General features: G+C 62.0%; 22 protein-coding genes. 10 read left to right on the top strand and 12 right to left on the bottom strand.

What is annotated here, in order from left to right:
* Window positions 1-597 (bottom strand): NAD(P)H:quinone oxidoreductase, encoded by a 597-nt coding sequence (gene wrbA, locus C6Y56_RS21030; RefSeq protein ID WP_085683574.1) that lies wholly within the window; start codon window positions 595-597, stop codon window positions 1-3.
* Complete coding sequence (arsC, locus tag C6Y56_RS21025; protein ID WP_115078888.1) at window positions 594-947, bottom strand: arsenate reductase (glutaredoxin); 354 nt, start codon at window positions 945-947, stop codon at window positions 594-596. The genes wrbA and arsC overlap by 4 nt, the downstream gene beginning before the upstream one ends.
* Before the next feature lie 114 nt (window positions 948-1,061).
* Here arsC and C6Y56_RS21020 point away from each other — a divergent pair, with 114 nt between their 5' ends.
* Window positions 1,062-1,529 (top strand): TlpA disulfide reductase family protein, encoded by a 468-nt coding sequence (locus tag C6Y56_RS21020; RefSeq protein ID WP_102688139.1) that lies wholly within the window; start codon window positions 1,062-1,064, stop codon window positions 1,527-1,529.
* A 95-nt stretch (window positions 1,530-1,624) separates the two neighbouring features.
* On the opposite strand, the gene C6Y56_RS21015 is transcribed toward C6Y56_RS21020, so the two are convergent.
* Both C6Y56_RS21015 and C6Y56_RS21010 read right to left on the bottom strand, forming a co-directional pair.
* Window positions 1,625-2,029, bottom strand: coding sequence for an META domain-containing protein (locus C6Y56_RS21015; protein WP_169432682.1), 405 nt, complete (start codon window positions 2,027-2,029; stop codon window positions 1,625-1,627).
* Window positions 2,029-2,463, bottom strand: coding sequence for a hypothetical protein (locus C6Y56_RS21010; RefSeq protein ID WP_169431485.1), 435 nt, complete (start codon window positions 2,461-2,463; stop codon window positions 2,029-2,031). Before C6Y56_RS21010 ends, C6Y56_RS21015 begins: the two co-directional genes overlap by 1 nt.
* Before the next feature lie 133 nt (window positions 2,464-2,596).
* Between C6Y56_RS21010 and C6Y56_RS21005 the strand changes: the two genes are divergently transcribed.
* Window positions 2,597-3,055: a hypothetical protein gene (locus C6Y56_RS21005; RefSeq protein ID WP_169431484.1), complete on the top strand. Its 459-nt coding sequence runs from the start codon at window positions 2,597-2,599 to the stop codon at window positions 3,053-3,055.
* Between the two features lie 11 nt (window positions 3,056-3,066).
* On the opposite strand, the gene C6Y56_RS21000 is transcribed toward C6Y56_RS21005, so the two are convergent.
* Both C6Y56_RS21000 and C6Y56_RS20995 read right to left on the bottom strand, forming a co-directional pair.
* Window positions 3,067-4,056, bottom strand: a complete 990-nt coding sequence (locus C6Y56_RS21000; protein ID WP_169431483.1) for a 2-hydroxyacid dehydrogenase — start codon at window positions 4,054-4,056, stop codon at window positions 3,067-3,069.
* A gap of 83 nt (window positions 4,057-4,139) precedes the next feature.
* A complete protein-coding gene (locus C6Y56_RS20995; RefSeq protein WP_169431482.1) occupies window positions 4,140-6,893 on the bottom strand; it encodes a response regulator in 2,754 nt (917 codons plus the stop codon).
* Window positions 6,894-7,110: 217 nt separating this feature from the next.
* On the opposite strand from C6Y56_RS20995, the gene C6Y56_RS20990 reads away from it, so the two are divergent.
* From C6Y56_RS20990 to C6Y56_RS20960, 7 genes are all read left to right on the top strand, one after another.
* A complete protein-coding gene (locus C6Y56_RS20990) occupies window positions 7,111-7,833 on the top strand; it encodes a response regulator transcription factor (protein WP_169431481.1) in 723 nt (240 codons plus the stop codon).
* Window positions 7,820-9,244, top strand: coding sequence for a sensor histidine kinase (locus C6Y56_RS20985; protein WP_169431480.1), 1,425 nt, complete (start codon window positions 7,820-7,822; stop codon window positions 9,242-9,244). Before C6Y56_RS20990 ends, C6Y56_RS20985 begins: the two co-directional genes overlap by 14 nt.
* A 139-nt stretch (window positions 9,245-9,383) precedes the next feature.
* On the top strand, window positions 9,384-10,286 hold the full coding sequence (gene cysM, locus C6Y56_RS20980; protein WP_169432681.1) for a cysteine synthase CysM: 903 nt from the start codon (window positions 9,384-9,386) through the stop codon (window positions 10,284-10,286).
* Window positions 10,286-11,686 carry a 23S rRNA (uracil(1939)-C(5))-methyltransferase RlmD gene (gene rlmD / locus C6Y56_RS20975; protein WP_169431479.1) on the top strand — a complete coding sequence of 467 codons (1,401 nt, stop codon included), beginning with the start codon at window positions 10,286-10,288 and terminating at the stop codon, window positions 11,684-11,686. Before cysM ends, rlmD begins: the two co-directional genes overlap by 1 nt.
* 76 nt (window positions 11,687-11,762) lie before the next feature.
* Complete coding sequence (gene relA / locus C6Y56_RS20970) at window positions 11,763-14,006, top strand: GTP diphosphokinase (RefSeq protein ID WP_169431478.1); 2,244 nt, start codon at window positions 11,763-11,765, stop codon at window positions 14,004-14,006.
* Entirely contained in the window at window positions 14,003-14,845 is an 843-nt protein-coding gene (gene mazG, locus C6Y56_RS20965; RefSeq protein WP_169431477.1) for a nucleoside triphosphate pyrophosphohydrolase, read from the top strand. The genes relA and mazG overlap by 4 nt, the downstream gene beginning before the upstream one ends.
* A gap of 26 nt (window positions 14,846-14,871) precedes the next feature.
* Complete coding sequence (locus C6Y56_RS20960) at window positions 14,872-15,414, top strand: DUF2058 domain-containing protein (RefSeq protein ID WP_011335479.1); 543 nt, start codon at window positions 14,872-14,874, stop codon at window positions 15,412-15,414.
* 96 nt (window positions 15,415-15,510) lie between these two features.
* Here the strand turns inward: C6Y56_RS20960 and C6Y56_RS20955 are convergent, their stop codons facing one another.
* The 6 genes from C6Y56_RS20955 to C6Y56_RS20930 form a co-directional block, all read right to left on the bottom strand.
* Window positions 15,511-15,699, bottom strand: a complete 189-nt coding sequence (locus C6Y56_RS20955; RefSeq protein ID WP_169431476.1) for a hypothetical protein — start codon at window positions 15,697-15,699, stop codon at window positions 15,511-15,513.
* Window positions 15,700-16,089: 390 nt separating this feature from the next.
* Window positions 16,090-17,310, bottom strand: coding sequence for a beta-ketoacyl-ACP synthase I (gene fabB, locus C6Y56_RS20950; protein ID WP_169431475.1), 1,221 nt, complete (start codon window positions 17,308-17,310; stop codon window positions 16,090-16,092).
* A gap of 11 nt (window positions 17,311-17,321) precedes the next feature.
* Window positions 17,322-17,837 (bottom strand): 3-hydroxyacyl-[acyl-carrier-protein] dehydratase FabA, encoded by a 516-nt coding sequence (gene fabA, locus C6Y56_RS20945; RefSeq protein ID WP_003227150.1) that lies wholly within the window; start codon window positions 17,835-17,837, stop codon window positions 17,322-17,324.
* 247 nt (window positions 17,838-18,084) lie between these two features.
* Window positions 18,085-19,986: an ATP-binding protein gene (locus C6Y56_RS20940; RefSeq protein WP_169431474.1), complete on the bottom strand. Its 1,902-nt coding sequence runs from the start codon at window positions 19,984-19,986 to the stop codon at window positions 18,085-18,087.
* Window positions 19,983-20,915 carry an ABC transporter substrate-binding protein gene (locus C6Y56_RS20935; protein WP_169431473.1) on the bottom strand — a complete coding sequence of 311 codons (933 nt, stop codon included), beginning with the start codon at window positions 20,913-20,915 and terminating at the stop codon, window positions 19,983-19,985. The genes C6Y56_RS20940 and C6Y56_RS20935 overlap by 4 nt, the downstream gene beginning before the upstream one ends.
* Entirely contained in the window at window positions 20,916-22,979 is a 2,064-nt protein-coding gene (locus C6Y56_RS20930; RefSeq protein ID WP_432760333.1) for a TonB-dependent receptor plug domain-containing protein, read from the bottom strand.
* Window positions 22,980-23,235: 256 nt separating this feature from the next.
* On the opposite strand from C6Y56_RS20930, the gene C6Y56_RS20925 reads away from it, so the two are divergent.
* Window positions 23,236-24,261: an NAD(P)H-dependent glycerol-3-phosphate dehydrogenase gene (locus tag C6Y56_RS20925; RefSeq protein WP_169431471.1), complete on the top strand. Its 1,026-nt coding sequence runs from the start codon at window positions 23,236-23,238 to the stop codon at window positions 24,259-24,261.
* The last annotated feature ends 8 nt before the right edge of the window (window positions 24,262-24,269 follow it).

Genomic DNA, 24,269 nt, shown 5'->3' with positions numbered 1-24,269 from the left:
TCAGTTCCCCAGCTTCTGGGCCGTCTTGGCCAGACGTGCGCCGAGGGCGCGGCACAGCGCCACTTCGTGCTGATCGAGACCGCTTTTGCCGTCGGCTCCGGCGTGATGGCTGGCGCCGTAAGGGGTGCCGCCACCCTGGGTTTCCAGCAGCGCCGATTCGCTGTAGGGCAGGCCGGTGATCAGCATGCCGTGGTGCAACAGCGGCAGCATCATCGACAGCAGCGTGGTTTCCTGACCGCCGTGCAGGCTGGCGGTGGAGGTGAATACCCCGGCCGGTTTGCCGACCAGCGCGCCGGTCAGCCACAGGTTGCTGGTGCCGTCGAGGAAATACTTGAGCGGCGCGGCCATGTTGCCGAAACGGGTCGGGCTGCCGAGGGCCAGGCCGGCGCAGTTTTTCAGGTCATCCAGCGTGGCGTACAGCGCGCCTTCATCCGGAATGTCCGGCGATACGGCTTCGCACTCGGTGGAGATCGCCGGCACGGTGCGCAGACGCGCTTCGAGGCCGGCTTGCTCGACACCGCGGGCAATCTGCCGGGCCATCTCGTTGGTCGAGCCGCTGCGGCTGTAATACAGAACCAGAATGTACGGCGCACTCACGGCAGCAGCTCCAGGATCTGCTCCGGCGGACGGCCGATGACGGCTTTGTCGCCGGCTTCGAGAATCGGTCGCTCCATCAGCTTGGGATGCGCCGCGATGGCGTCGATCAATTGTTTCTCGGTGAGACTGGCATCGGCCAGGTTCAGGGTCTTGTATTCGTCTTCGCCGGTGCGCAGCAGTTGCCGGGCGCTGATTCCCAGCTTGCCGAGCAAGGCCTTGATCTGCGCGGCGTCCAGCGGGGTTTCGAGGTAGCGCACCACGTTCGGCGTCAGGCCACGGGCTTCGAGCAGTTCGAGCGCACCGCGGGATTTCGAGCAGCGCGGGTTGTGATAAAGCGTCAGATCGGTCATGGGCGGGTCGCTTCTTGCGTAGAGTGGCGGCTATTCTAACTGTGCAGCGCGCAATCCAGAACCTTGGGAGGCGATGGGTCGCAGGCGCATTCAATTTTTCACAAGGAACACGACATGACACGGGCACTGGCAGCGGCATTGACGATCATCGGGGCGTTGATGCTGGGGGGCTGCGGTAACGACTACGGCATCGATCAGAACGGGCAGAAAGTCGCGTCCGAGCGCCTGGACAAGCAATGGGTGGTACTCAATTACTGGGCCGAATGGTGCGGTCCGTGCCGCACGGAAATCCCGGAACTCAATCATCTGGCCGACGAGCTCAAGGGCAAGAAGATCGGTGTGTTCGGGGTCAATTTCGACAACGTGCAGGGTGAAGAGCTGAAGAGCGCCAGCGAAAAACTGGGCATCAAGTTCACCGTGCTGGCGCAGGATCCGGCGGAACTGTTCGAGCTGCCGCGCAGTGAAGCCTTGCCGGTGACCTACATCATCGACAACAAGGGCAAGGTGCGGGAACAGCTGATGGGCGAGCAGACGGCGGCGGGGGTGATGGCGAAGCTTGAGGCGTTGCAGGCGACCAACTGAGGGATCGTTCCCACGCTCCGCGTGGTAACGCCGCCCCGGACGCTCCGCGTCCGCTGTGACGCAGAGCGTGGGAACGATCATTCAGTGCAGCAGGCTCAGCCTTCTTCCAGCCACCAGCGCAACGGCTTGCCTTCAGCCGGCCAGAAACGCATCTGCTCGATGGGCGAAACGTCCCAGCGCTCCACTTTCTCCAGAGCCTGGAGGAAGCGTTGCTCTTGCTCCATCAGCGCCGGAGCACACAGTTTGCGGGTCTTGCCGATCTTGCCGAAGCTGAGCTTGTCGCCATCGAGGGTGTAGGGCGCAAACCAGTGGTTGCAGCCGCCGTTGCCGTATGCCCGGCCATCATCGCCGAGGGTCACGGTCAGGTGGCTGTAGTCCATCAGCGGCCGTTCACCGATCCATTCCAGAATGTAGCTGCGGTCCTGTTGCAGTTGCACAGGCTCCGCGGCGCAGCCCATCAGGCCGGCGCCGACAGCGGCGGTCAGGGCCAGGTGTTTCATCATGCAGGCTCCTGGCAGTTCGGGCACAGGTGCTTGTCACCGACGGCTTTCCAGCCCAATTCGGCAATGCGTGCCGTGGCGGCCGGTTTCTCTGCCGATTTGCCGAGCTTGGCGTCTACTGCGAATTCGAAGCTCAGTTCCTTGGCGCAACTGTCACAGTTGACCTGCCAGGTATGGATCGCCAGCTCGCCGAACACCGGGCCGGTGGTCATCGCGGTCCATTGTCCCGGCGGGTTGATCAGGTGACGCACGGTGTCGACGGTCAGGCGCATGGACAAGTCCTTGCTGCCCTTGAGGGTCACGACCAGCACGTCACCGATACGGATCGAGCCACCGTTGCCAGTGACCTGATAACGGCCCGGCACGAGGGCGCGGCATTCGGTGAGGGTGTGTTGCGGGTTCATCAGGGTGTAGCGGAAATCGTGTTCGACCATGGGTCCTCCAAATATGCGCGACATGCTAGCACGGGCTTGATTGCAGAATGACGCGGGCGTGCGACCTTCGATCAGGTTCAAATCGACAGCACAGTCGTGGCAAACTGCCGCCTTCATCTCTAAGGAACGGAACATGGCGCTGATCGAATGTTATGAATGCAAGCGGAGCATCAGTTCCGAAGCCAGGACGTGCATTCATTGCGGGGCTCCGATAGCGGAGGGACAGGCACAGGCTGCACGACCGGCCAGCGCCGCATCGACGATTTCCTTCGGCAGTCTGCCCCGCAACAGGGCTGTCCCCGAAGCCTTCGTCGCTACGCCTGCCGCGCAGCCTGAACCGAAAGTGCTGCCGGCCGCCGCCGGCCGCAGGCGCCGTGCGCAGGCGGCCCGGCCGGTTGAGCCCGCGTGGGATCAGCAGGGCGTGCGCCCGGTGGAAGGCTGGCTGAAGATCATGGCGTTTCTGATGCCGATGGTTTTTGTCTGGTTCCTGCTGCGCCGGGGTCACTCTTTCCAACAGCGACTGATCGGCTTCGGCTGGCTCGGTCTGTTGATTCTGTGTGTGGCGATTTCTCCAGAGTCGCCACCTGCCTGACGCCTGATCGTTCAGCCTTGGACCTGGTTCTGCGGTGATCCCGCCGCCCAGGTCGCGATGTTGTGCAGGGTGGTCGCGGCAATCGCCCCCAGCGCCTCGCGGGTCAGGAATGCCTGGTGCGCCGTGACGATCACGTTGGGAAAGGTCAGTAATCGCGCCAGCACATCGTCCTGCAACGGCAGGTCGGAACGGTCTTCGAAAAACAGCTGCGCCTCTTCTTCGTAGACATCGAGCCCCAGATAACCCAGCTGACCGTCCTTCAGGGCATCGATCAGTGCCGGTGTGTCCACCAGACCGCCGCGGCCGGTGTTGATCAACATCGCCCCCGGCCGCATGTGCGCCAGCGAATCACGATTGATCAGGTGTTTACTCTGTTCGTTGAGCGGGCAGTGCAGGCTGATGATCTGCGATTGTTCGAGCAGTTGCGCCAGGCTCAGGTAGCGTGCGCCCAGCGCTTCGACCGCCGGGTTCGGATACGGATCGAAGGCCAGCAGCTCACAGCCGAAACCGTGCATGATTTTGGCGAATGTCGCGCCGATCTGGCCGGTGCCGACAATCCCGACGGTCTTGCCCACCAGATCGAAACCGGTGAGGCCGTGCAGGCTGAAATCGCCTTCGCGGGTGCGGTTGTAGGCGCGGTGCAGGCGCCTGTTGAGCGCGAGAATCAATGCCACGGCATGCTCGGCCACCGCGTGGGGCGAGTAGGCCGGAACACGCACGACCATCAGCCCCAGGCGTTTGGCCGCGTTCAGGTCGACATGGTTGTAACCGGCCGAGCGCAGGGCGATCAGTCGGGTGCCGCCGGCCGCCAGGCGCTCCAGCACGGGAGCGCTGAGGTCGTCATTGATGAAGGCGCAGACCACCTCGTGCCGCTCGGCCAGTGGTGCCGTGTCGAGACTGAGCCGGGCCGGCTGAAAATGCAGTTCGATGCCGGCCGGGCAATCGGCTGCTAGGAAACTGTCGCGGTCGTAGGTCTGGCTGCTGAAAACGATCGTGCGCATGCAATCCTCCTGAAGCATCGACGCGGGCGCAAATCACCCGCGCCCACTTTAGCCGTGTCGGCACGGGTCGGCATTGCCGTGGATCAGGCGCTGATCTTCGCCTGCGCCGCCAGACGATTGATCGCCCGCTCCAGTTCATCAAGGGCGGTGGCAGCCTTGGGGTCTTCCTGTTTGAGCAGGGTTTCGCTGCGCTGGCAGGCTGCGCGCAATTGTGGAACGCCACAGTAGCGGGTCGCGCCGTGCAAGCGATGGACCCGTTCGAGCAGACCGTTCTGGTCCTGGTTGTCACGGGCTGTGCGAATGGCTTCGCGGTCGGCCTCGAGCGAGGCCAGCAGCATCGCGAGCATGTCCGCCGCCAGATCGGCCTTGCCGGCAGCCAGACGCAAGCCTTCTTCATGATCGAGTACCGGCAGGTCCTGATGCCCCGTCGCGTTTTCACCACCACGGTCCGGTGCCTGATTGCGCAGCGCAAGGCCGGTCCACTTCAGCACCACTTGCGCCAGTTGCCGCTCACTGATCGGCTTGGTCAGGTAGTCGTCCATGCCGCTTTGCAGCAGTGCACGTTTTTCGTTGGCCATGGCGTGGGCGGTGAGGGCGACGATCGGCAGCGGCGTGCAATGGCGCTCGCTTTCCCACTGGCGGATGGTCTCGGTGCTTTGACGTCCGTCCATGCCAGGCATCTGCACGTCCATCAGCACCAGGTCGAAGGATTCGTTCTGTACGGCCTTGACCGCCGCATACCCGCTTTCCACGGCCAGCACCTTGGCGCCCATGTCTTCAAGCAGCGTCTGTACCAGCAGCAGGTTGGCCGGGTTGTCGTCGACACACAGCACTTTCGGTGCACGGCTCGACAGCGGTTCACCGGGCTCGCTGCGTATTTGCCGCGGGTTGACCATGTCCGACAATGCCCGGCGCAACTTGCGGGTACAGGCCGGTTTGGACTGGAGCTGGCTGTGGGGGTTGGGCACCGAAAGATGGAACAGCGTCAGTTCGGTGGTCGGGCACAGCACCAGTACCCGGCAACCGAGGTGTTCGAGATCCCAGATGTGCTGGTTGAGTCGTTCCGGCGGCATGTCGTTGCTGGTGATGCCGAGCACCGCGAGGTCGATTGCCTGATCGGTCTGATGGGCGCCGGTGATGCCATTGGTCAGGCTTTCCAGGGTATTGAACGGGGTGACGTCCAGACCGCAGTCTTCCAGTTGATGCTGCAATGCCTGACGCGCCAGTTCGTGGTTTTCCAGTACCGCGACCCGGCGCCCGAGCAATGGTGCGACGGGCAGGTCTTCGGCATCGTCGCGGGTCTTGGGCAGGCTCAGGCTGATCCAGAATTCCGAGCCTTCGCCCGGGGTGCTGTCGACGCCGATTTCGCCGCCCATCTGTTCGATCAGGCGCTTGGAAATCACCAGCCCCAGACCGGTGCCGCCAGGCTGGCGCGACAGCGAATTGTCGGCCTGGCTGAACGCCTGGAACAACGCCCGCACGTCCTGGTTCGACAGACCGATGCCGGTGTCCTGAATGCTGATGCGCAGTTGCACGCTGTCTTCGTGTTCTTCTTCGAGCATGGCGCGGGCGACGATGGTGCCCTCGCGGGTGAACTTGATGGCGTTGCTCACCAGATTGGTGAGGATCTGCTTGAGTCGCAGCGGATCTCCGACCAGCGACAGCGGCGTGTCGCGGTACACCAGACTCACCAGTTCCAGCTGCTTGGCATGGGCAGCGGGGGCGAGGATGGTCAGGGTGTCCTGCAACAGGTCGCGCAGATTGAACGGGATGTGATCAAGCACCAGTTTGCCGGCCTCGATCTTCGAGAAGTCGAGGATTTCGTTGATGATCCCCAGCAGGCTGTCGGCGGACTTTTCGATGGTACCCAGGTAGTCGAGCTGGCGCGGGGTCAGCTCGCTTTTCTGCAGCAGGTGGGTGAAGCCGAGAATGCCGTTGAGCGGTGTGCGGATCTCATGGCTCATGTTGGCGAGGAACTCGGACTTGATCCGGCTCGCTTCCAGGGCTTCCTTGCGGGCCAGGTCCAGTTCGATGTTCTGGATCTCGATGGTCTCCAGGTTCTGGCGCACGTCTTCGGTGGCCTGGTCGACGCTGTGCTGCAGTTCTTCCCGGGCGTTCTGCAGGGTGCCGGCCATGCGGTTGATGCCGGACGCCAGTTCATCCAGCTCCTGACTGCCGAGGGGTGGCAGGCGGGTTTCCAGATGACCGTCCTTGAGCTGCGCGACCGCTTGTTTGATCTGGCTGATCGGGCGGTTGATCGTGCGCCCCATGCGCAGGGCCAGCAATGCGGCGCCGGCCAGTCCTGCGGCAATCAGCAACAGGCTGGCGAACAGGCTGCGGTAACCGCGCAGCAACATGCCGTTGTGCGAGAGTTCCAGCTCGACCCAGCCGAGCAACCGTTCGGACTCGTCAGGGATCATCTCGCCGGCCAGATTGCGGTGCTTGCCGAATACCGGCAGCAGATAGCGAGTGGCATCGTTGCCGCTGCGACGCAGCAAATGCGTACTGTCGCCGCTCGGCGCCTGATTGAGCATGGTCGGGCCGGCGTGGGCCAGTGGCGAACGGTCCGGGCCGAGGAAGGTCACCGCACGGACATCCGGTTGTTCAAGCGACTGGGTGGCGATGCGTTCGAGCAGCTCGGCATCGCCGTGGCCCATGGCTCGCGCCACCAATGGGGCCAGTTGTTCGGCGATCATTTCGCCGCGCTGCATGAGTTGGGCCTGCAGGTCCGATTGCTGCGTCCAGGTGAAATAGCCGCCCAGCACCAGTGCCATCAGGCTGGTCGGCAACAGGGTCAGCAACAATACGCGACCTTTGATCCCCAGTTTCTTGAGCACGCCTTTCTCCTGCATCCCGCCGATCGTTGACTCACACGTGCTTCCAGCACGCGACATGGGCGCAGTGTAGCGATTTGCTTGCGGGCATTCCCGGGAAAAATGATGTCGTGGTTCGTCCTTCCTGACATCGGTCATTTGTCCGACGGGTCAACCTGGGGTTGCCCGGCAGCGGGCAATCTTGAATAATCGCTCAACTGAGAATTATTTGCAGATAGTCATGACTCCTGTCTCTGTTGGCCAGCCACGCATTCTTTCCATCGAAGACGATCCTGTGCTCGGTGCCTATGTTCACGAACAACTGGGACGCAGCGGTTTTCAGGTCACCTGGTGCCAGAACGGCAGCGAAGGCCTGAGCATCGCCCGTCGCCAGCCGTTCGATGTGGTGTTGATGGACATTCTGCTGCCGGGCCTCGACGGTCTGAACGTGCTGACTCAACTGCGCCAGAGCCATTCGACGCCGGTGCTGCTGATGTCGGCGCTGGGGGCCGAGGCCGATCGCATCAGCGGATTTCGCCTCGGTGCCGACGACTACCTGCCCAAACCCTTCAGCATGGCCGAGCTGCATGTGCGGATCGAAGCGATCCTGCGCCGGGTCGCCCTCGACCGTCGTCCGACGGCCGTCGCCCCGGTGGTGCCGGTCGGCGGGCTGCGTTTCGACGACGAGCAGTGCGACGTTTTCTACCTCGACCAGCCCGCCGGCCTGACCCGCAGCGAATTCCGTCTGCTGGAAACCCTCAATCGCAATGATGAAGAGGTGCTGAGCAAGGCTTTCCTTTATCAGCACGTTCTCCAGCGTGGCTACGCGGCTCACGACCGCAGCCTCGACATGCACATCAGCCAGATCCGGCGCAAACTCAAATCGATCGGCTACACCGAACGGGAAGTGCGCACGGTGTGGGGCAAGGGCTACGTGCTGAGCGCCGTCGATGAAGGTGTCTGACCTGCCGGGACGGCATTCACTGTTCTGGAAACTGGCGTGTCTGCTGGTGGCGTTCTGTCTGCTGATGATCTGGCTGAGCTGGTCCTGGGGCCGGTACATGGAGGAGCGCAACCAGTTCCTCTCCGACGAGGCGCGGGGCACGCTGACGCGTTATGCCGCCGAAGCCGAGCGCGCCTGGCAGCAGAACGAGCGCGATGGCATCGATAGCTGGTTGCAAAGCATGGAGCTGCGCGAAGCCGGCTGGGTCGGGGTGATCGGTGGCAATCTGCAGTCGCTGGGCAGCCAGCCGTTGAACGCTCAAGAGCTTCAGCGCCTGACCTTCCTGCGCGGCCTTGAGTGGCCGATTCACAAAAAGGGCCGGCCGTGGCTGCGGGTTCCATTTCCCACTGACCCGACCGCCGGCAGTCTGGTCATCGAGTTGCCGGAGCGATTTCTGCCGGGCAAATACCGGGTGTTCTGGCGGGTCATCACCAACGGTGTGATTCCCGGTCTGTTCACCCTGCTGCTGTGCGTCGGCCTGTATCGCCTGCTGGTGGTGCCGCTGAACAATCTGCGCGAGCAGGCCAATGCGTGGCGCGCCGATCAACTGAATGTGCGGTTGTCGAGCGGCATCACCGAGCGCCAGGATGAGCTTGGCGAACTGGCCCGTGCTTTCGACTCGATGTCCGAACGCCTGCAATCCACCGTGGCCCTGCAACAGCAACTGTTGCGCGACCTGTCCCACGAGCTGCGCACACCCCTGAGCCGGTTGCGAGTCGCCAGCGAAAGCGAGCAGCAGTTGCAATCGTTGCGCGAACGTATCGGTCGTGAAGTTGACGTGATGCAGCGACTGGTGGAGGACACCCTGCAACTGGCCTGGCTCGACACCGAACGCGCACCGTTGCCGGACGAAGCGATCCAGATCCAGGCACTGTGGGAAATGCTCACCGAAAACGCCTGCTACGAAAGCTGCTGTCCGGTGGGGCAGTTGCAGTGTGGGGTAGAAGCTTGCTGCTGGGTGCGCGGCAATCTCAACACCCTGGCCCAGGCCTTGGAAAACATCCTGCGCAACGCCATTCGTCATTCGCCACCGGGCGGTATCGTGCGGCTCGACGGGCGACGGGACGGCGATTACTGGCACTTGTGGCTGGAGGACGAGGGTGGCGGTGTGGCGGAAGCGGATCTGGAGCGGATCTTCTCGCCGTTCATCCGACTCGACGGCTCGCGGCCGGGGGACGGTGGATTTGGTCTGGGGCTGAGCATCGCGAGGAACGCGGTGCAACGCCAGGGCGGAACTCTTTGGGCCGAGAACGGCCCGTCGGGATTGCGCTTGAATCTGCGCTTGGTGGCGGATGACAGTGCTGTCAGTCCCGAAGCGTTTGCTGGTACACCGGTGCCCGCTGTGGACATGGGGCGCCCGCAGATTGTGTGAGCGGCACAACAGTCGCACCACTGGCGCGACTTTTACTGCTTATTCCAAGAAACCATAAGCACCACACTTTGCGTGATATGGCCTGCGCAGGTTTGCCGGTATGATAGGCGCCCCCGCTGTCCGGATTGCGAAAAACGCCATGACCTTGCAGTACCCAACCATCGCCGATTGCGTCGGCAACACGCCGCTGGTGCGTTTGCAGCGCCTGCCCGGTGTCACCAGCAACACCCTATTGCTCAAGCTCGAAGGGAACAATCCTGCGGGTTCGGTGAAGGATCGTCCGGCGCTGTCGATGATCACCCGTGCCGAGTTGCGCGGGCAGATCCACGCCGGCGATACGCTGATCGAAGCGACCTCGGGCAATACGGGGATCGCGCTGGCCATGGCTGCCGCGATCAAGGGTTACAAGATGATCCTGATCATGCCGGACAACTCCAGCGCCGAGCGCAAGGCGGCGATGACCGCTTATGGCGCGCAGCTGATTCTGGTCAGCCAGGAAGAGGGCATGGAAGGTGCTCGCGATCTGGCTCAGCGAATGGAAGCCGAAGGCCGTGGCAAGGTGCTGGATCAGTTCGCCAACGGGGACAACCCCGAAGCGCACTACACCACCACCGGCCCGGAAATCTGGCGTCAGACCCAGGGCTCCATCACCCATTTCGTCAGCTCCATGGGGACCACCGGGACCATCATGGGCGTGTCGCGCTACCTGAAAGAGCAGAACGACAACGTACAGATCATCGGCCTGCAACCGATGGAAGGCTCGGCCATTCCCGGCATTCGCCGCTGGCCGCAGGAATACCTGCCGAAGATCTATCAGGCCGACCGCGTCGACCGCATCGTCGACATGGCGCAAAGCGAAGCCGAGGACGTCACCCGGCGTCTGGCCCGCGAAGAAGGCATCTTTTGTGGCGTGTCCTCGGGCGGTGCAGTGGCAGCAATGCTGCGCCTGTCCAAAGAAGTTGAAAACGCGGTGATCGTCGCGATCATTTGCGACCGTGGCGACCGTTACCTGTCGACCGGCATTTTCGACGCGCCCAACTGATGGCCAAGCATGAGAGAGGCCTGCGCTTTCAGCCCACCGGTGGCAGCAAGGCCCCGCAAATCCCGACCGGCAAAAAGCAGCGCCTGAGCATCGAGCGCCTGGCCAATGACGGTCGCGGTATCGCGTTTTTTGAAGGCAAAACCTGGTTCGTCCTCGGCGCTCTCGCCGGCGAAGAGGTCGAAGCGCGGGTGCTCGGCGCCCACGGCAAAGTGGTCGAGGCGCGTACCGAACGCGTGTTCAGCGCCAGTGAGTTGCGTCGTCCCGCACCGTGCCAGCACGCCGGCCGCTGTGGCGGTTGCAGTGTTCAGCATCTGCCCCACAACGAACAGCTTGCCCTGAAACAGCGCATGCTCGCCGAGCAGTTGTCGCGAGTCGCCGGTGTTGAACCCGAGGAATGGGCCGCACCCTTGACCGGTCCGGAATTCGGCTACCGTCGTCGCGCCCGGATCGCTGTGCGCTGGGACAGCAAAGCCAGGAAGCTCGAAGTGGGTTTCCGTGCCGCCGGGAGCCAGGACATCGTCGCGATCAACGAATGCCCGGTGCTGGTACAGCCCTTGCAGCCGATCATGACCCGCTTGCCGGAGATGCTCCGTCGCCTGAGCAAACCGCAGGCGCTGGGGCATGTGGAATTATTCAGTGGCTCGTCCCTGGCCGTTCTGCTGCGTCACATGGCGCCGTTGTCCGAGGCCGACCTGACGATCCTCAAGGATTTCTGCGTGTTCCATGAAGCGCAGTTGTGGCTGCACGGCGAAAACGGGCCGCAACCAGTTGATGCCACGCAGTCGCTGGGCTATCGCCTGGAACAGTGGGATCTGGAGCTGGCCTGGCGACCGGGGGATTTCATCCAGGTCAATGCCGGCGTCAACGAAGGCATGGTTGCCCAGGCGCTGCAGTGGTTGAAACCAACCGCCGATGAGCGCGTGCTCGATCTGTTCTGTGGTCTGGGCAACTTTGCCCTGCCGCTGGCCAAAATCGTGCGCGAAGTGGTGGCGGTCGAGGGCGTGCAGACGATGGTCGATCGCGCCGCAGCCAATGCCGCTAGTAACAATTTGCATAACACAAAGTTTTTTCAAGCCGATTTATCCCAGCCTTTGACCGATGCCGAGTGGATCGGAAACGGCTTTTCTGCGGTACTCTTGGACCCACCGCGTGACGGTGCTTTCGAGGTGGTGCGCAAGCTAGCGACACTGGGTGCCGAGCGGTTGGTGTATGTGTCGTGCAACCCTGCAACTCTGGCGCGCGATACGGTCGAATTGATCAAGCAGGGCTACCGGTTAAAACGTGCCGGGATTCTCGATATGTTTCCTCAGACGGCACATGTCGAGGCCATGGCGTTATTTGAAGCGAGCCAGGATGGCTCGTCTGATCCGACTGATCGGCCCGTGCAGCACTTGTCTTAGCCCCACGAGTGCGAACGGGCAATCAAGGTCAGTGATTTGACGCATTGAGTCTGCGTCGTAGGGAAGGTAAAGCAAGATGGTACAGGTGAGAGCACACCAGCCGATCAACACCGACGGCAGTATCAATCTCGAGGCTTGGCTCGATCATGCGGTCAGTGTCGATCTGGCACTGGATCGCGAAGCCTTGAAGGAGGCCTGCGAGTACGCTCGCCAGGCCGAGCAACAGTCCAACGCGGCGAAGAATCTCTGGTCCGAAGGCAGCGGCAGTTTCAGCACCGGCCTCGAGATCGCAGAGATTCTCGCCGACCTCAAGCTCGATCAGGATTCGCTGGTCGCGGCGGTGCTTTACCGTGGCGTACGCGAAGGTCAGATCGAACTGTCGGCGGTCAGCCAGCGCTTCGGGCCGGTGGTTGCCAAGCTGATTGACGGCGTGCAGCGCATGGCCGCCATCAGCGCCAGTCTCAGCCCGCGCCAGTCGATGGTGATGGGCACTCAGGGGCAGGTGGAAAACCTGCGCAAGATGCTGGTGGCGATGGTCGACGACGTGCGCGTCGCGCTGATCAAGCTTGCCGAACGTACCTGTGCGATCCGTGCGGTGAAGACCGCCGATGACGAAAAGCGCAACCGGGTCGCCCGGGAGGTCTTCGACATTTATGCGCCACTGGCCCACCGTCTCGGCATCGGCCATATCAAATGGGAACTGGAGGACCTGTCCTTCCGTTACCTTGAGCCCGATCAATACAAACAGATCGCCAAGCTGCTGCACGAGCGGCGGCTCGACCGTGAGCGTTTCATCGCCGACGTGATGACCCAGCTCAAGGACGAATTGCAGGCTACCGGCGTCGACGCCGACATCAGCGGCCGGGCCAAACACATCTATTCGATCTGGCGCAAAATGCAGCGCAAGGGACTGGAGTTCAGCCAGATCTACGACGTGCGTGCGGTGCGCGTGCTGGTGCCGGAAATGCGCGACTGCTACACCGCGCTCGGTATCGTCCACACCCTGTGGCGGCACATTCCGAAAGAGTTCGACGACTACATCGCCAACCCGAAAGAGAACGGCTACCGCTCGTTGCACACGGCGGTGATCGGCCCCGAAGGCAAGGTGCTGGAAGTCCAGATCCGTACGCATTCGATGCACGAAGAGGCCGAACTCGGCGTCTGCGCGCACTGGCGCTACAAGGGTACCGACGTCAAATCCGGCTCGAATCACTACGAAGAGAAAATCTCCTGGCTGCGTCAGGTGCTCGAGTGGCACGAAGAGCTGGGCGACATCGGTGGTCTCGCCGAACAGCTGCGGGTCGACATCGAACCGGACCGGGTCTACATCTTCACCCCGGACGGTCACGCCATCGACTTGCCGAAGGGCGCGACGCCGCTGGACTTCGCCTACCGCGTGCACACCGAAATCGGTCACAACTGCCGCGGCGCGAAGATCAACGGGCGCATCGTGCCGCTCAACTACAGCCTGCAGACCGGCGAGCAGGTCGAGATCATCACCAGCAAGCACGGTACGCCGAGCCGTGACTGGCTGAACCCGAACCTGGGGTACGTCACCACGTCCCGGGCGCGGGCGAAGATCGTTCACTGGTTCAAGCTGCAGGCTCGCGACCAGAACGTCGCAGCGGGCAAGACCCTGATCGAGCGCGAGCTCAATCGCCTCGGTCTGCCGGCGGTGGATTTCGACAAGCTGGCCGACAAGGCCAATATGAAAACCGCCGAAGACATGTTCGCCGCCCTCGGGGCCGGCGACCTGCGTCTGGCGCAACTGGTCAATCTGGCCCAGCAACTGGTCGAGCCGGAGCGCGGCAACGAACAACTGGAGCTGATTCCACGCAAGGCCACCGGCTACAAGCCGGGCAAGCGCGGCGACATCCAGATCCAGGGCGTCGGCAACCTGATGACCCAGATGGCCGGCTGCTGCCAGCCGTTGCCGGGCGACGCGATTGTCGGTTACATCACCCAGGGCCGCGGCGTGAGCATTCACCGTCAGGACTGCGCCTCGGTGCTGCAATTGGCCGGGCGCGAGCCGGAGCGAATCATCCAGGTCAGCTGGGGGCCGGTTCCGGTGCTCACCTATCCGGTGGACATCGTCATTCGCGCCTATGACCGTTCCGGTCTGCTGCGTGATGTCTCGCAGGTGCTGCTCAACGAGCGGATCAACGTGCTGGCGGTCAACACCCGCTCGAACAAGGAGGACAACACGGCGCTGATGTCCCTGACCATCGAGATTCCGGGGCTGGACGCGCTGGGCCGGTTGCTGGGGCGGATTTCCCAGTTGCCGAACATCATCGAGACACGGCGTAACCGGACTCCATGAAACCGACCTACAGCCTTGAAGACCTGCTGCACCTGATGAACCGTCTGCGCGACCCGCAGTTCGGCTGCCCATGGGACATCAAGCAGACTTACGCGACCATCGTCCCGCACACCCTTGAAGAGGCCTACGAAGTCGCCGATGCCATCGAGCGCGGCGATTTCGACCACTTGCAGGGCGAGTTGGGCGATCTGCTGTTTCAGGTGGTGTATTACAGTCAGCTGGCGCGGGAGGAGGGACGGTTCGAATTCGCCGGAGTGGTCGACAGCATCACCCGCAAGCTGATCCGTCGCCATCCGCACGTGTTTCCCACTGGCGATCTGTATGCGCCGCTGGACGTGCCGCGTCTGAACGAAGAGCAGGTCAAGCAGCGCTGGGAGGAGATCAAGGCCGAAGAACGCGCCGAGAAATCCGCCGAGCCGCAGCAACTGTCACTGCTCGACGATGTGCCGGCCGCATTGCCGGCACTGTCCCGCTCGGCCAAGTTGCAGAAGCGCGCGGGGCAGGTCGGTTTCGATTGGCCGGATGCCTTGCCGGTGCTGGACAAGGTGCGCGAAGAGCTCGATGAAGTGCTCGAAGCCATGTCCGAGAATGACCCGCAAGCGGTGGCGGACGAGATCGGCGATCTGCTGTTTTCCGTGGTCAATCTGGCCCGGCATCTGAAGGTCGATCCGGAAACCGCATTGCGTGGCGCCAACGGCAAGTTCGAGCGGCGCTTCCGTTTTATTGAACAGGCATTGCGCGACACCCACCGACCCATGGAAGATTGCACCCTCGAAGAGTTGGACGCCCTGTGGGGCGAAGCCAAACGTCAGGAAAAGAATTTGCCCAGCTGCGGCTGAGCCGTTGCCCAAGTGAGTAAGCATCAATGAGCCTTTCCCTTCGCGACCAGTTGCTCAAGGCAGGACTGGTCAACCAAAAGCAGGCCAAGCAGGTCAGCAAAGACAAACAGAAGCAACAGCGCCTGGCCCACAAAGGCCAGATCGAACTGGATGACTCCCAGCAGCGCGCCGCCCAGGAAGCCATGGCCGAGAAGGTCAAGCGCGATCAGGAACTGAACCGTCAGCAGCAGGAGAAGGCGGAAGCCAAGGCCCGCGCTGCCCAGGTCAAGCAGTTGATCGAAGTCTCGCGGTTGCCGAAGCTGACCACCGAGGACTACTACAACTTCGTTGACGACAAGAAGGTCAAGCGCATCTCCGTCAACACGCTGATGCGCAACAAGCTCAGCAGCGGCTCGCTGGCGATCGTGCACCATGCCGGCGGCTACGAAGTGATTCCTCGTGAGGCGGCCCTGAAGATTCAGGAACGCGATCCACAGCGCATCGTGCAGCTCAACGAGAAGGTCGAAGAGGTCAATGCCGAGGACGATCCGTACGCGGCCTATGTGATCCCTGATGATCTGATGTGGTAAGCGGCTTGCGGCCAGCTGCGAAGCGGCCCTGAAACCCGAAAACGACAAACCCCGCTCATGGCGGGGTTTGTCGTTTTCAATGCTGTGGTTTTCGGTTCAAGCGGATTTCAGATCCCGCTGCCGCTCTTGCAGTTCCAGTTCGGCCTTGTAGTTGTGGGCGTCTGTCTCGTTGTGGAACATGCCGACCAGCAAGTCTTGTTGATGCACATCCCAGATCCGTACACCGGCGGCTACGCCTTCATGGGACATGTGTGAATCGTCGCGTTCAGTTACTTTTACAGTCATCTGCTAGCTCCAATCTCTGTTATCTGCAGCAAGGCGTGTGCAGGGCTCTTTTATAGAATTTGTTAGCCTGCTAAGTAAACGCTTGATTTGTGCAACGTATCCTTGCGAAATCTGCAACAGTCCTGGAGCCCGCAGAAACCGCGACATTCAGTCGCAGGGCATTGAGTTCCATGACAAAAGCTTCATCTTTGTCGCGCACCGAATCCCTTGTGGGAGCGAGCCTGCTCGCGATAGCGGTATTCCGGTTAGCGTCTCGGGCGGCTGACACTCCGCCATCGCGAGCAGGCTCGCTCCCACAGGTTTTGCGTTTGTCCGGAGAGTTTTGTGCAGGTGAAAAAAAACGCCCCGAACCAGTCGGGGCGTTTTCATGTGCGGCTCAACGGAAGGGAATTACTTGCCTTCCCAGCGTTTCAGCACGAGGGTGGCGTTGGTGCCACCGAAGCCGAAGCTGTTGCTCATCACGGTGTTGATGGTGGCGTTTTCGCGGGTCTTGGTCAGCACCGGCAGATCGGCCACTTCAGGGTCCAGTTCGTCGATGTTGGCGGAACCGGCAATGAAGTTGCCTTCCATCATCAGCATGCAGTAGATCGCTTCGTGAACGCCGGCAGCGCCCAGGGAGTGACCCGACAGGCTCTTGGTGGAGCTGATGGCCGGCGCCTTGTCGCCGAACACTTCACGCACACCTTTCATTTCCGCGACGTCGCCGACCGGAGTCGAAGTGCCGTGGGTGTTGAGGTAGTCGATCGGGGTGTCGACGGTGGACATTGCCATCTGCATGCAGCGGATGGCGCCTTCGCCGCTTGGGGCCACCATGTCGTAGCCGTCGGAGGTCGCGCCGTAGCCAACGATTTCCGCGTAGATCTTCGCGCCACGGGCCAGAGCGTGCTCCAGCTCCTCGACCACGACCATGCCGCCACCGCCTGCGATGACGAAACCGTCACGGTCGGCGTCGTAGGCACGGGAGGCTTTTTCCGGGGTGTCGTTGCGCTTGCTGGACAAGGCGCCCATTGCGTCGAACAGGAACGACTGGCTCCAGTGCTCCTCTTCACCGCCACCGGCGAACACGATGTCCTGCTTGCCCATCTGGATCTGTTCCATGGCGGTACCGATGCAGTGAGCACTGGTGGCGCAGGCAGAAGCGATGGAGTAGTTCAGGCCCTTGATCTTGAACGGAGTGGCCAGGCATGCCGAAACGGTGCTGCTCATGGTCCGCGTTACACGGTATGGGCCGACGCGCTTGACGCCTTTCTCGCGCAGGACATCCAGCGCTTCCATCTGGTTCAGGGTCGACGCACCACCGGAACCTGCGATCAGGCCGGTACGCGGGTTGGACACCTGCTCTTCGGTCAGACCGGAGTCGGCGATGGCGTCTTTCATGGCCAGGTAGGCGTAAGCCGCTGCGTGGCCGACGAAACGATAGATCTTGCGATCGATCAGTTCTTCAAGGTTGAGGTCGATGGAGCCGGAAACCTGGCTACGCAGACCCATTTCGGCATATTCCGGGTTGAACCGGATGCCAGGGCGGCTTGCACGCAGGTTAGCGGAGACGGTCTCTTTGTCATTGCCCAGGCAAGAAACAATGCCCAGACCAGTGATAACGACGCGGCGCATGCGGATAACCCTTAGAAGTTGTCAGTGGAGGTGAACACGCCGACCCGGAGGCCTTCGGCGGTGTAGATTTCGCGACCGTCGACAGTCACCGAACCGTCGGCGATGGCCAGGTTCAGCTTGCCCTTGAGGACGCGTTTGATATGAATGTTGTAGGTGACTTTCTTGGCGGTCGGCAGGACCTGGCCGAAGAATTTCACTTCGCCCGAACCCAGCGCACGGCCACGGCCCGGCAGGCCTTGCCAGCCCAGGAAGAAGCCGACCAGTTGCCACATGGCATCCAGACCCAGGCAGCCCGGCATCACCGGATCGCCTTCGAAGTGACAGGCGAAGAACCACAGGTCAGGGTTGATATCCAGCTCGGCGACCAATTCACCTTTGCCGTACTTGCCGCCTTCTTCGCTGATCAGGGTGATGCGATCCACCATCAGCATGTTCGGGGCGGGCAGTTGCGCGTTACCTGGGCCGAACAGCTCACCGCGACTGCAGCGCAGCAGGTCTTCCCGAGTAAAGGCGTTTTGTTTGGTCATGCGAGCTCCTCAATAATCCCATGCGGCAGGTGGGGCAAATCTTCCCGACCGATCGACGCGTTCATGCCTCGAACCGGCAGCCTACTCATAGACTATTGCGTTGTGGTGAAAGTCACAGCACCAAGGACATGAATGTACACTTGTGCACTGAAATTTTTATTCAAGCCCCTTTTGAGGCCCGATTGGGTGCCTAAGACTGCCGCACTTTCGCTTTTCACGCCAGTCGCAGATGCTCGAAAGGGCCTTCCTACTGCACCCAGCGCTGCAGAATCTGCTGCAGGTCATTACGTTTGAACGGCTTGGCCAGGTAATCGTTCATGCCTGCCGACAGGCAGTTTTCCCGGTCGCCCTGCAAGGCGTTGGCGGTCAGGGCGATGATCGGAACCTGGCCGCAGCCGGGCAGACGACGAATCTGTCGGGTCGCCTCGTAACCGTCGATGATCGGCAAACGGCAGTCCATCAGGATCGCCTCGAACCGATTGCCCCCGGCGCTGTGCACGGCCTGCATGCCATCGGTGGCAACGCTGACAGTAAAGCCCAGGCTGCGCAGCATGGCTTCGATCACAGTCTGGTTGACCGGGTTGTCTTCCACCAACAGCACGTTGCGACCTTCGCCGTGACCGTCGCCATTCGCCGCTCGTGGCGCGGCCAGTGTCGGCAAGGCCTGTTTATATAGAGCCAGCGGAATTTCCAGGGTAAACACCGAGCCGCGACCTTCTTCGCTTTGCGCGCGCAAGGTGCCGCCCATGCGTTCGGCCAGGGTACGGGCGATCGGCAGGCCCAGGCCGGTGCCGCCATAACGGCGCGAAATCGAGCTGTCGGCCTGCTGGAACGCGTTGAACATCAATTCCAGGCTTTGCGAAGAAATCCCGATGCCGCTGTCGCGCACCGAGCAGGTGAACCACAGCAACTCGTGATCCAGAGACTGCCACTGCGCCTCGATGCTGACGCGACCCTGTTCGGTGAACTTCAACGCGTTGCCCACCAGATTGACCAGAATCTGTCGGATCCGCGTCGGGTCGCCCTGCACCTGCAAGCCGCGCAGGTCTTCGGGAATCCGCAGTTGCAGGGCCAGGCCACGCTGTGCCGCGCTGTGCTGGAAAGACTGAGCGCAGGCGCCGATCAGGTCGGCGAGGTTGAACGGAATATGTTCCAGCTCCAGCTCCGAACGCTCGATACGCGAGAAATCCAGAATGTCGTTGATCACTTTGAGCAAATGCTCGGTGGACTCGGAAGCCAGCGCCGCGTATTCGATCTGCTCCTCGGTCATGTCGGTGGTTTCGAGCAGTTGCAGCATGCCCAGGACACCGTTCATCGGGGTGCGCAGTTCATGGCTCATCATTGCCAGGAAATCCGATTTGGCGTTGTTGGCCTTCTCCGCCTCTTCGCGGGTCTGGATCAGTTGCGCCATGGCTTGATGCTGTTCACGACTGGCCTGTTCCAGCGCCTGGGCCAGATTGTTGATGTGCTGCGACAAGGCCCCCAATTCGGTGTCATCGACAATCGGCAACGGGGTCTTGTAGTCGCCGTCCTGAATCGCCTTGACCGCATCGCCGATATCGCGGATCGGCTGCGACAGGCTGCCGGCCAGACGTCGTGCGAGGACAAAGGTGAAGAGCAGGGCGAACAGTGCCAGGATCCCGGCCTTGAGCAGGATCTCCTGTTGGCGCTGACTGAACGCATCGTTGGACAGGCCGACGATCACCCGCCCCAGATAATCCTCGGCGGCACCGCCGTTGGTGCTTTTGCCGTCCTGAAAGAAATCATTGTGCAAGGCAATCCGTTGCAGCCGCACCGGCGCCTGGAACACTTCGACCTGATGCGGGCGCTTGTGGGTGTCCGACGGTTGTTCGACATACGCCAGAATCCGGTTGGCGCTGTCCTGGATTTCGAGGAACCGCACATTGGGCGTGGCCAGTGTGGCTTTGAGCAGGCCTTCCAATACTTCGTTGTTGCCGGAAATCACCCCGTACTCGGTAGCGGGCGCGAGCTGGTTGGCGATCAGTTGGCCAGTATGGTTCAGCTCCTGGCGCAAATCCTGGATGCGCACGAAGGTGAAAAAGCTGATCAGTAGCAAGGTCAGCAATAGCGCAGGGCCCAGGCTGATCAACTGGGTGCGGGTATTGATGTCCCAACGGCGGAAAATCATGGGCGGCGCTCTCCTTCGGCCAGCTCTGCGGCGACAGACGCTTCATTTATCGGCTCTATCCCTAATGAACGAGCCACCTGCGCATTGCTTGAGACTTTGAAGCGCCCGGGGTAGAGCGATCGCGGCCAGGCGGTCGGTGGGCGGTCGAGCAGTTCGTCGAGTACTGCCAGCCAATCGCTCTGATCGCTGTAGGTACTGGCGAGGCTGCCGGCGCGCACGAACGAGACGTTGGGGCCGACCAGCGCCAGTTGCCGTGAATAGCTGCTCAGCAGCAGGTTCTTTGCTGTTTTCGGGTTGTACAGGTCAGGGTCGTCCAGGCCCAGCAGCACATCACTGTTTTTCAGCACGGTCTGCAAGGGACGGTTGTCGTGGGTGTTGTCCCAGCGTTGCGGGACCACGTGCAGGTTCATTGGTTGTGCAGCGGCGAGCAGCTCCTTGAGCAGGAACTCGCTGTGCTGGTCGAACAGCACACCGACACGCCGGGCCTGAGGCAGGATCCGTCGGATCAGCTGCAACTGGCGACTCAGCGGCGGATCGCTCCACAGCAGGCTCAAGTGCGGCGGTTGCGCGGTACCAAAGCGTTGCCGGGCCTGCAATCGGCTGATGCGCAGAACCAGAGTCGCCGGGCCCTGGCTTTCCTGCATGCGCCAGTCGAGGCTCGGCAGGTCGAGCAGAATCAGGCGCAGGCTGGACGGCAACTTGCCCGGCGCCGGCAGGCTCGCCAGCGGCTGGAAATGCACGCGGTCGGTGGGGCGCAGTTCGCTCAGGGCCTGGACGAAGGACTGCACGCCGGGGCTTTCCTCGGCGCCGGTCAGCAGAATGTCGGCCGCCTGCACCGCCACGCCGTGCAGCCAGGCCGTCACGAACAGACACAGCCCGGCCAGCCATTGGCCGGCCGTTGGCATCTTCCGTGACAGGGCGTAACGCATCTAGAACTCCAGCTCTGCGCTGAAATACATCACCCGGCGTTCGTCGTAATTGTTGTCGACGAAGGTGGTCGGCTCATTGTCCAGACGCTGTTGCAGCACCCCGGCCAGTTGCAGTTGGGCCTTGCCCAACGGGATGCGTTTGGCGATGCGCGTGTCGACCCGCTCGAAGCGATAGCCATTGAGTGCGTTGTCGCCGTAATAGAAGAGGGCACTGTTCCAGCCGTGGCCCCAATCGCGCAGCCAACCGGCCGATCCGCTGTTGCGCGCGGTGAATTGCTGGTCCAGCGGGTTGCTTGCTTCGGCGTCGACGTAGGCGTAAGTCAGGCGCAGTCGATCGGCTGCACTCACGCGCCAGTCAACCTGGGTTTCGGTGCCGCGAAAGCGCGAGTCGTTGGCGTTGCTGGCGATGTACTGATTGTTGCGCAGCGGCTCACTGATCATCCCGGTGATTTCGTCGTAGAACAGCTTCACGTCCAGCGCCAGGCCCCATTCCGGAAAAAAGCCGTTGTAGCCCAGTTCTCGCGAGCGCATGTGTTCCTGGTCCAGATCGCCGGGGCCCCGGGTCTTGACGAAGTAGCGGGCCGATGTCTGGCCATAGGCGGAGGGGCGCAGGTTGGTTACCTGATAACTCCAGTTGACGTTGTTTTCGAACATGTCCGGAGAACGGATGGCTTCCGAGTACACCGCGCGCAGGCTGTGTCGCGGGTTGATCAGGTAATTGACGGCAAACCTGGGCGTCAGCGAGCTGCCGATCAGTTGAGTGTTTTCAAACATGGCGCCGCCCTGCAACAGCCAGTGTTCGCTGGCGCGCCACTCCAGTTGGCCGAATGCGCGCCATGTGGTGTCGTCCAGCATTCCGTTGAAATAGGTCTCGGAGTCGGCCCGGTCGTAACGATAGTTCAAACCGCTGACCAGACGCAGGCTGTCGGACAGGCTGAGAGTGTCCTGTAATTCCAGGTCATAGCGCGATTCCCGGGTGCTCTGGTCGATGTCCCCGCACAGGGTACGGCTGGCGCCATTGCGCCATTGATCGAGCACCTGATTGGCCAGGGCCATTTCCGCGGGTGTGCCGGGCGCAGCACCGGGTCCGGTGAAGCGGGTGATGTTGCGCGCCAGTTGCTCGGTGTAATTGGGGTTGAGTTGCCACAGCTCCGTCAGTTGCGGGCTGAACGAGACCTCGGCGTCGCAGGCGCGCCAGGTCTGCTGACGATCCCAGTGTTGCGCCGAGCCTTGTACATAAAGGCTGTGATCGGGGTTGATGTCCAGGTTCCAGCGCACCGAGCCGGCGTAGTCCTTGGCGATCACGTCGGAATTGTTTCCGGCAGCGGTAATCCCGGAGAACACCGGGCGGTAGGTGTAGGGCCGCTGGTTGGTCCCGTCCTTGGCATTGAGCTGCCAGTCCACGCTCTGGTTGTCGCTCAGCGTCTGGCTGACTGCAAGGCTGAAGCGGTTCAAACGGCGGCTGTCGCGGTAATCGGCGCCGGTGCGATCGCTGTCGAAGCCGTCGTCCTCCTGGCCCGACAGCGACAGGCGCAGGTCGCCGCCATTCCAGCCTGTTCCCTGACTGGCATAGAAATCGTTGATGCCACGCTGGCCACGGGTGATTTTCAGCCGTGTGCCGTGGCTGTCGGCGGGGTTGCGGGTGATGATGTTGACCACCGCCATCAGCGCGTTGGCGCCATAGCTGACGGTGTTCGGGCCGCGAAAGACTTCGATGCGCTCGATGTCTTCCATGGCCACCGGGATGTCGCTCCAGTCCACCGTGGCCAGGCCGGCGCGGTACACCGAGCGGCCATCGATCAGCACTTGCATGCGCCGCGCTTCGGTGGCGTTGGTGCCGTGATAGTTCACCACCGCCTGATTGCCGCTGATGTTGCCGACCATCATCCCCGGCACCAGGCGCAGCAGTTCGCTGATGTCCCTGGCGCCGCTGGCGTTGATCAGTTCGCTGTCGAGTACGGTCATGCTGCCGGGGACCTCCGCCGGCGATTGTTTCAGGCGCGTGGCCGTGAGGATCTGGGGCAAGGCCTCGCTGTCGACAAACAGGTCGTCCGCCAGCAGCATCGGGCTGAACACCAGCGCCAGCAGCAGGGACGAACGCGGGGAGGGAATGCCAGAAAACACGACGCAGCCTTGATAGCAAAGAATTGGCGCGCATGTTAACCGAGGACAGTGACTTTTCCAGTCACGTTGCGGGCATTTTCCTCGGTTTTATTGGTCTTCTTCCTACAAGTGCGGGTAATTGACGCCGGGGCTGTCCGAGAAGGGGCCGCTCCGTATAATGCCCGCATCGCCACTGGTATGGATTAACGGATTACATATGACTGAACAGCGCCCGATTGCGGTCCTGGGAGGCGGAAGTTTCGGTACCGCCGTGGCCAATCTGTTGGCCGAGAACGGCCATCAAGTCCGGCAGTGGATGCGTGACCCCGAGCAGGCCGAGGCCATCCGGGTCAATCGCGAGAACCCGCGTTATCTCAAGGGCATCAAGATTCTGCCGGGCGTGACTGCCGTCACCGACCTGCAGGAAACCCTCGATGCCTGCGATTTGTGTTTCGTGGCGTTGCCGTCCAGCGCGCTGCGCACGGTTTTGGCGCCTCATGCCGAGCGCCTGAGCGGCAAGATGTTGGTCAGCCTGACCAAGGGCATCGAAGCCCATACCTTCAAACTGATGAGCCAGATTCTCGAAGAGATCGCCCCCCAGGCGCGCATCGGCGTGCTTTCCGGGCCGAACCTGGCACGGGAAATCGCCGAGCACGCGCTGACCGCCACGGTGGTTGCCAGCGAAGACGAAGAACTCTGCAAGGCCGTGCAGGCCGCGCTGCATGGCCGTACCTTCCGCGTTTACGCCAGCGCCGACCGCTTCGGCGTGGAGCTGGGCGGCGCACTGAAAAACGTTTACGCGATCATCGCCGGCATGGCGGTGGCACTGAATATGGGCGAAAACACCAAGAGCATGCTGATCACCCGCGCCCTGGCCGAGATGACCCGGTTTGCGGTGAATCAGGGTGCCAACCCGATGACGTTCCTCGGTCTGGCCGGTGTCGGCGATCTGATCGTCACCTGCTCGTCGCCCAAGAGCCGCAACTACCAGGTCGGTTTCGCCCTCGGTCAGGGCTTGAGTCTCGACGAAGCGGTGTCGCGCCTGGGTGAAGTGGCCGAAGGCGTCAACACCCTGAAAGTGCTCAAGGCCAAGGCTCAGGAGGTTGGCGTGTACATGCCGCTGGTCGCCGGACTGCATGCGATCCTGTTCGAAGGGCGCACGCTTGAGCAGGTGATCGGTCTGCTGATGCGTGCCGAGCCGAAAACCGATGTCGACTTTATTTCCACCAGTGGTTTCAACTGATTCAGCAG

The organism is Pseudomonas fluorescens (assembly GCF_012974785.1).
GTDB classification, from domain to species: domain Bacteria; phylum Pseudomonadota; class Gammaproteobacteria; order Pseudomonadales; family Pseudomonadaceae; genus Aquipseudomonas; species Aquipseudomonas fluorescens_BT.
This window is presented reverse-complemented; position numbering and strand designations above follow the sequence as displayed.

Coding starts and splice junctions, on each gene's coding strand:
- arsC (WP_115078888.1), bottom strand. CDS start 947: ATGACCGATCTGACGCTTTATCACAACCCGCGCTGCTCGAAATCCCGC.
- C6Y56_RS21020 (WP_102688139.1), top strand. CDS start 1,062: ATGACACGGGCACTGGCAGCGGCATTGACGATCATCGGGGCGTTGATG.
- C6Y56_RS21015 (WP_169432682.1), bottom strand. CDS start 2,029: ATGAAACACCTGGCCCTGACCGCCGCTGTCGGCGCCGGCCTGATGGGC.
- C6Y56_RS21010 (WP_169431485.1), bottom strand. CDS start 2,463: ATGGTCGAACACGATTTCCGCTACACCCTGATGAACCCGCAACACACC.
- C6Y56_RS21005 (WP_169431484.1), top strand. CDS start 2,597: ATGGCGCTGATCGAATGTTATGAATGCAAGCGGAGCATCAGTTCCGAA.
- C6Y56_RS21000 (WP_169431483.1), bottom strand. CDS start 4,056: ATGCGCACGATCGTTTTCAGCAGCCAGACCTACGACCGCGACAGTTTC.
- C6Y56_RS20990 (WP_169431481.1), top strand. CDS start 7,111: ATGACTCCTGTCTCTGTTGGCCAGCCACGCATTCTTTCCATCGAAGAC.
- C6Y56_RS20985 (WP_169431480.1), top strand. CDS start 7,820: ATGAAGGTGTCTGACCTGCCGGGACGGCATTCACTGTTCTGGAAACTG.
- cysM (WP_169432681.1), top strand. CDS start 9,384: ATGACCTTGCAGTACCCAACCATCGCCGATTGCGTCGGCAACACGCCG.
- rlmD (WP_169431479.1), top strand. CDS start 10,286: ATGGCCAAGCATGAGAGAGGCCTGCGCTTTCAGCCCACCGGTGGCAGC.
- relA (WP_169431478.1), top strand. CDS start 11,763: ATGGTACAGGTGAGAGCACACCAGCCGATCAACACCGACGGCAGTATC.
- mazG (WP_169431477.1), top strand. CDS start 14,003: ATGAAACCGACCTACAGCCTTGAAGACCTGCTGCACCTGATGAACCGT.
- C6Y56_RS20960 (WP_011335479.1), top strand. CDS start 14,872: ATGAGCCTTTCCCTTCGCGACCAGTTGCTCAAGGCAGGACTGGTCAAC.
- C6Y56_RS20955 (WP_169431476.1), bottom strand. CDS start 15,699: ATGACTGTAAAAGTAACTGAACGCGACGATTCACACATGTCCCATGAA.
- fabB (WP_169431475.1), bottom strand. CDS start 17,310: ATGCGCCGCGTCGTTATCACTGGTCTGGGCATTGTTTCTTGCCTGGGC.
- fabA (WP_003227150.1), bottom strand. CDS start 17,837: ATGACCAAACAAAACGCCTTTACTCGGGAAGACCTGCTGCGCTGCAGT.
- C6Y56_RS20940 (WP_169431474.1), bottom strand. CDS start 19,986: ATGATTTTCCGCCGTTGGGACATCAATACCCGCACCCAGTTGATCAGC.
- C6Y56_RS20935 (WP_169431473.1), bottom strand. CDS start 20,915: ATGCGTTACGCCCTGTCACGGAAGATGCCAACGGCCGGCCAATGGCTG.
- C6Y56_RS20930 (WP_432760333.1), bottom strand. CDS start 22,979: ATGCTGCTGGCGGACGACCTGTTTGTCGACAGCGAGGCCTTGCCCCAG.
- C6Y56_RS20925 (WP_169431471.1), top strand. CDS start 23,236: ATGACTGAACAGCGCCCGATTGCGGTCCTGGGAGGCGGAAGTTTCGGT.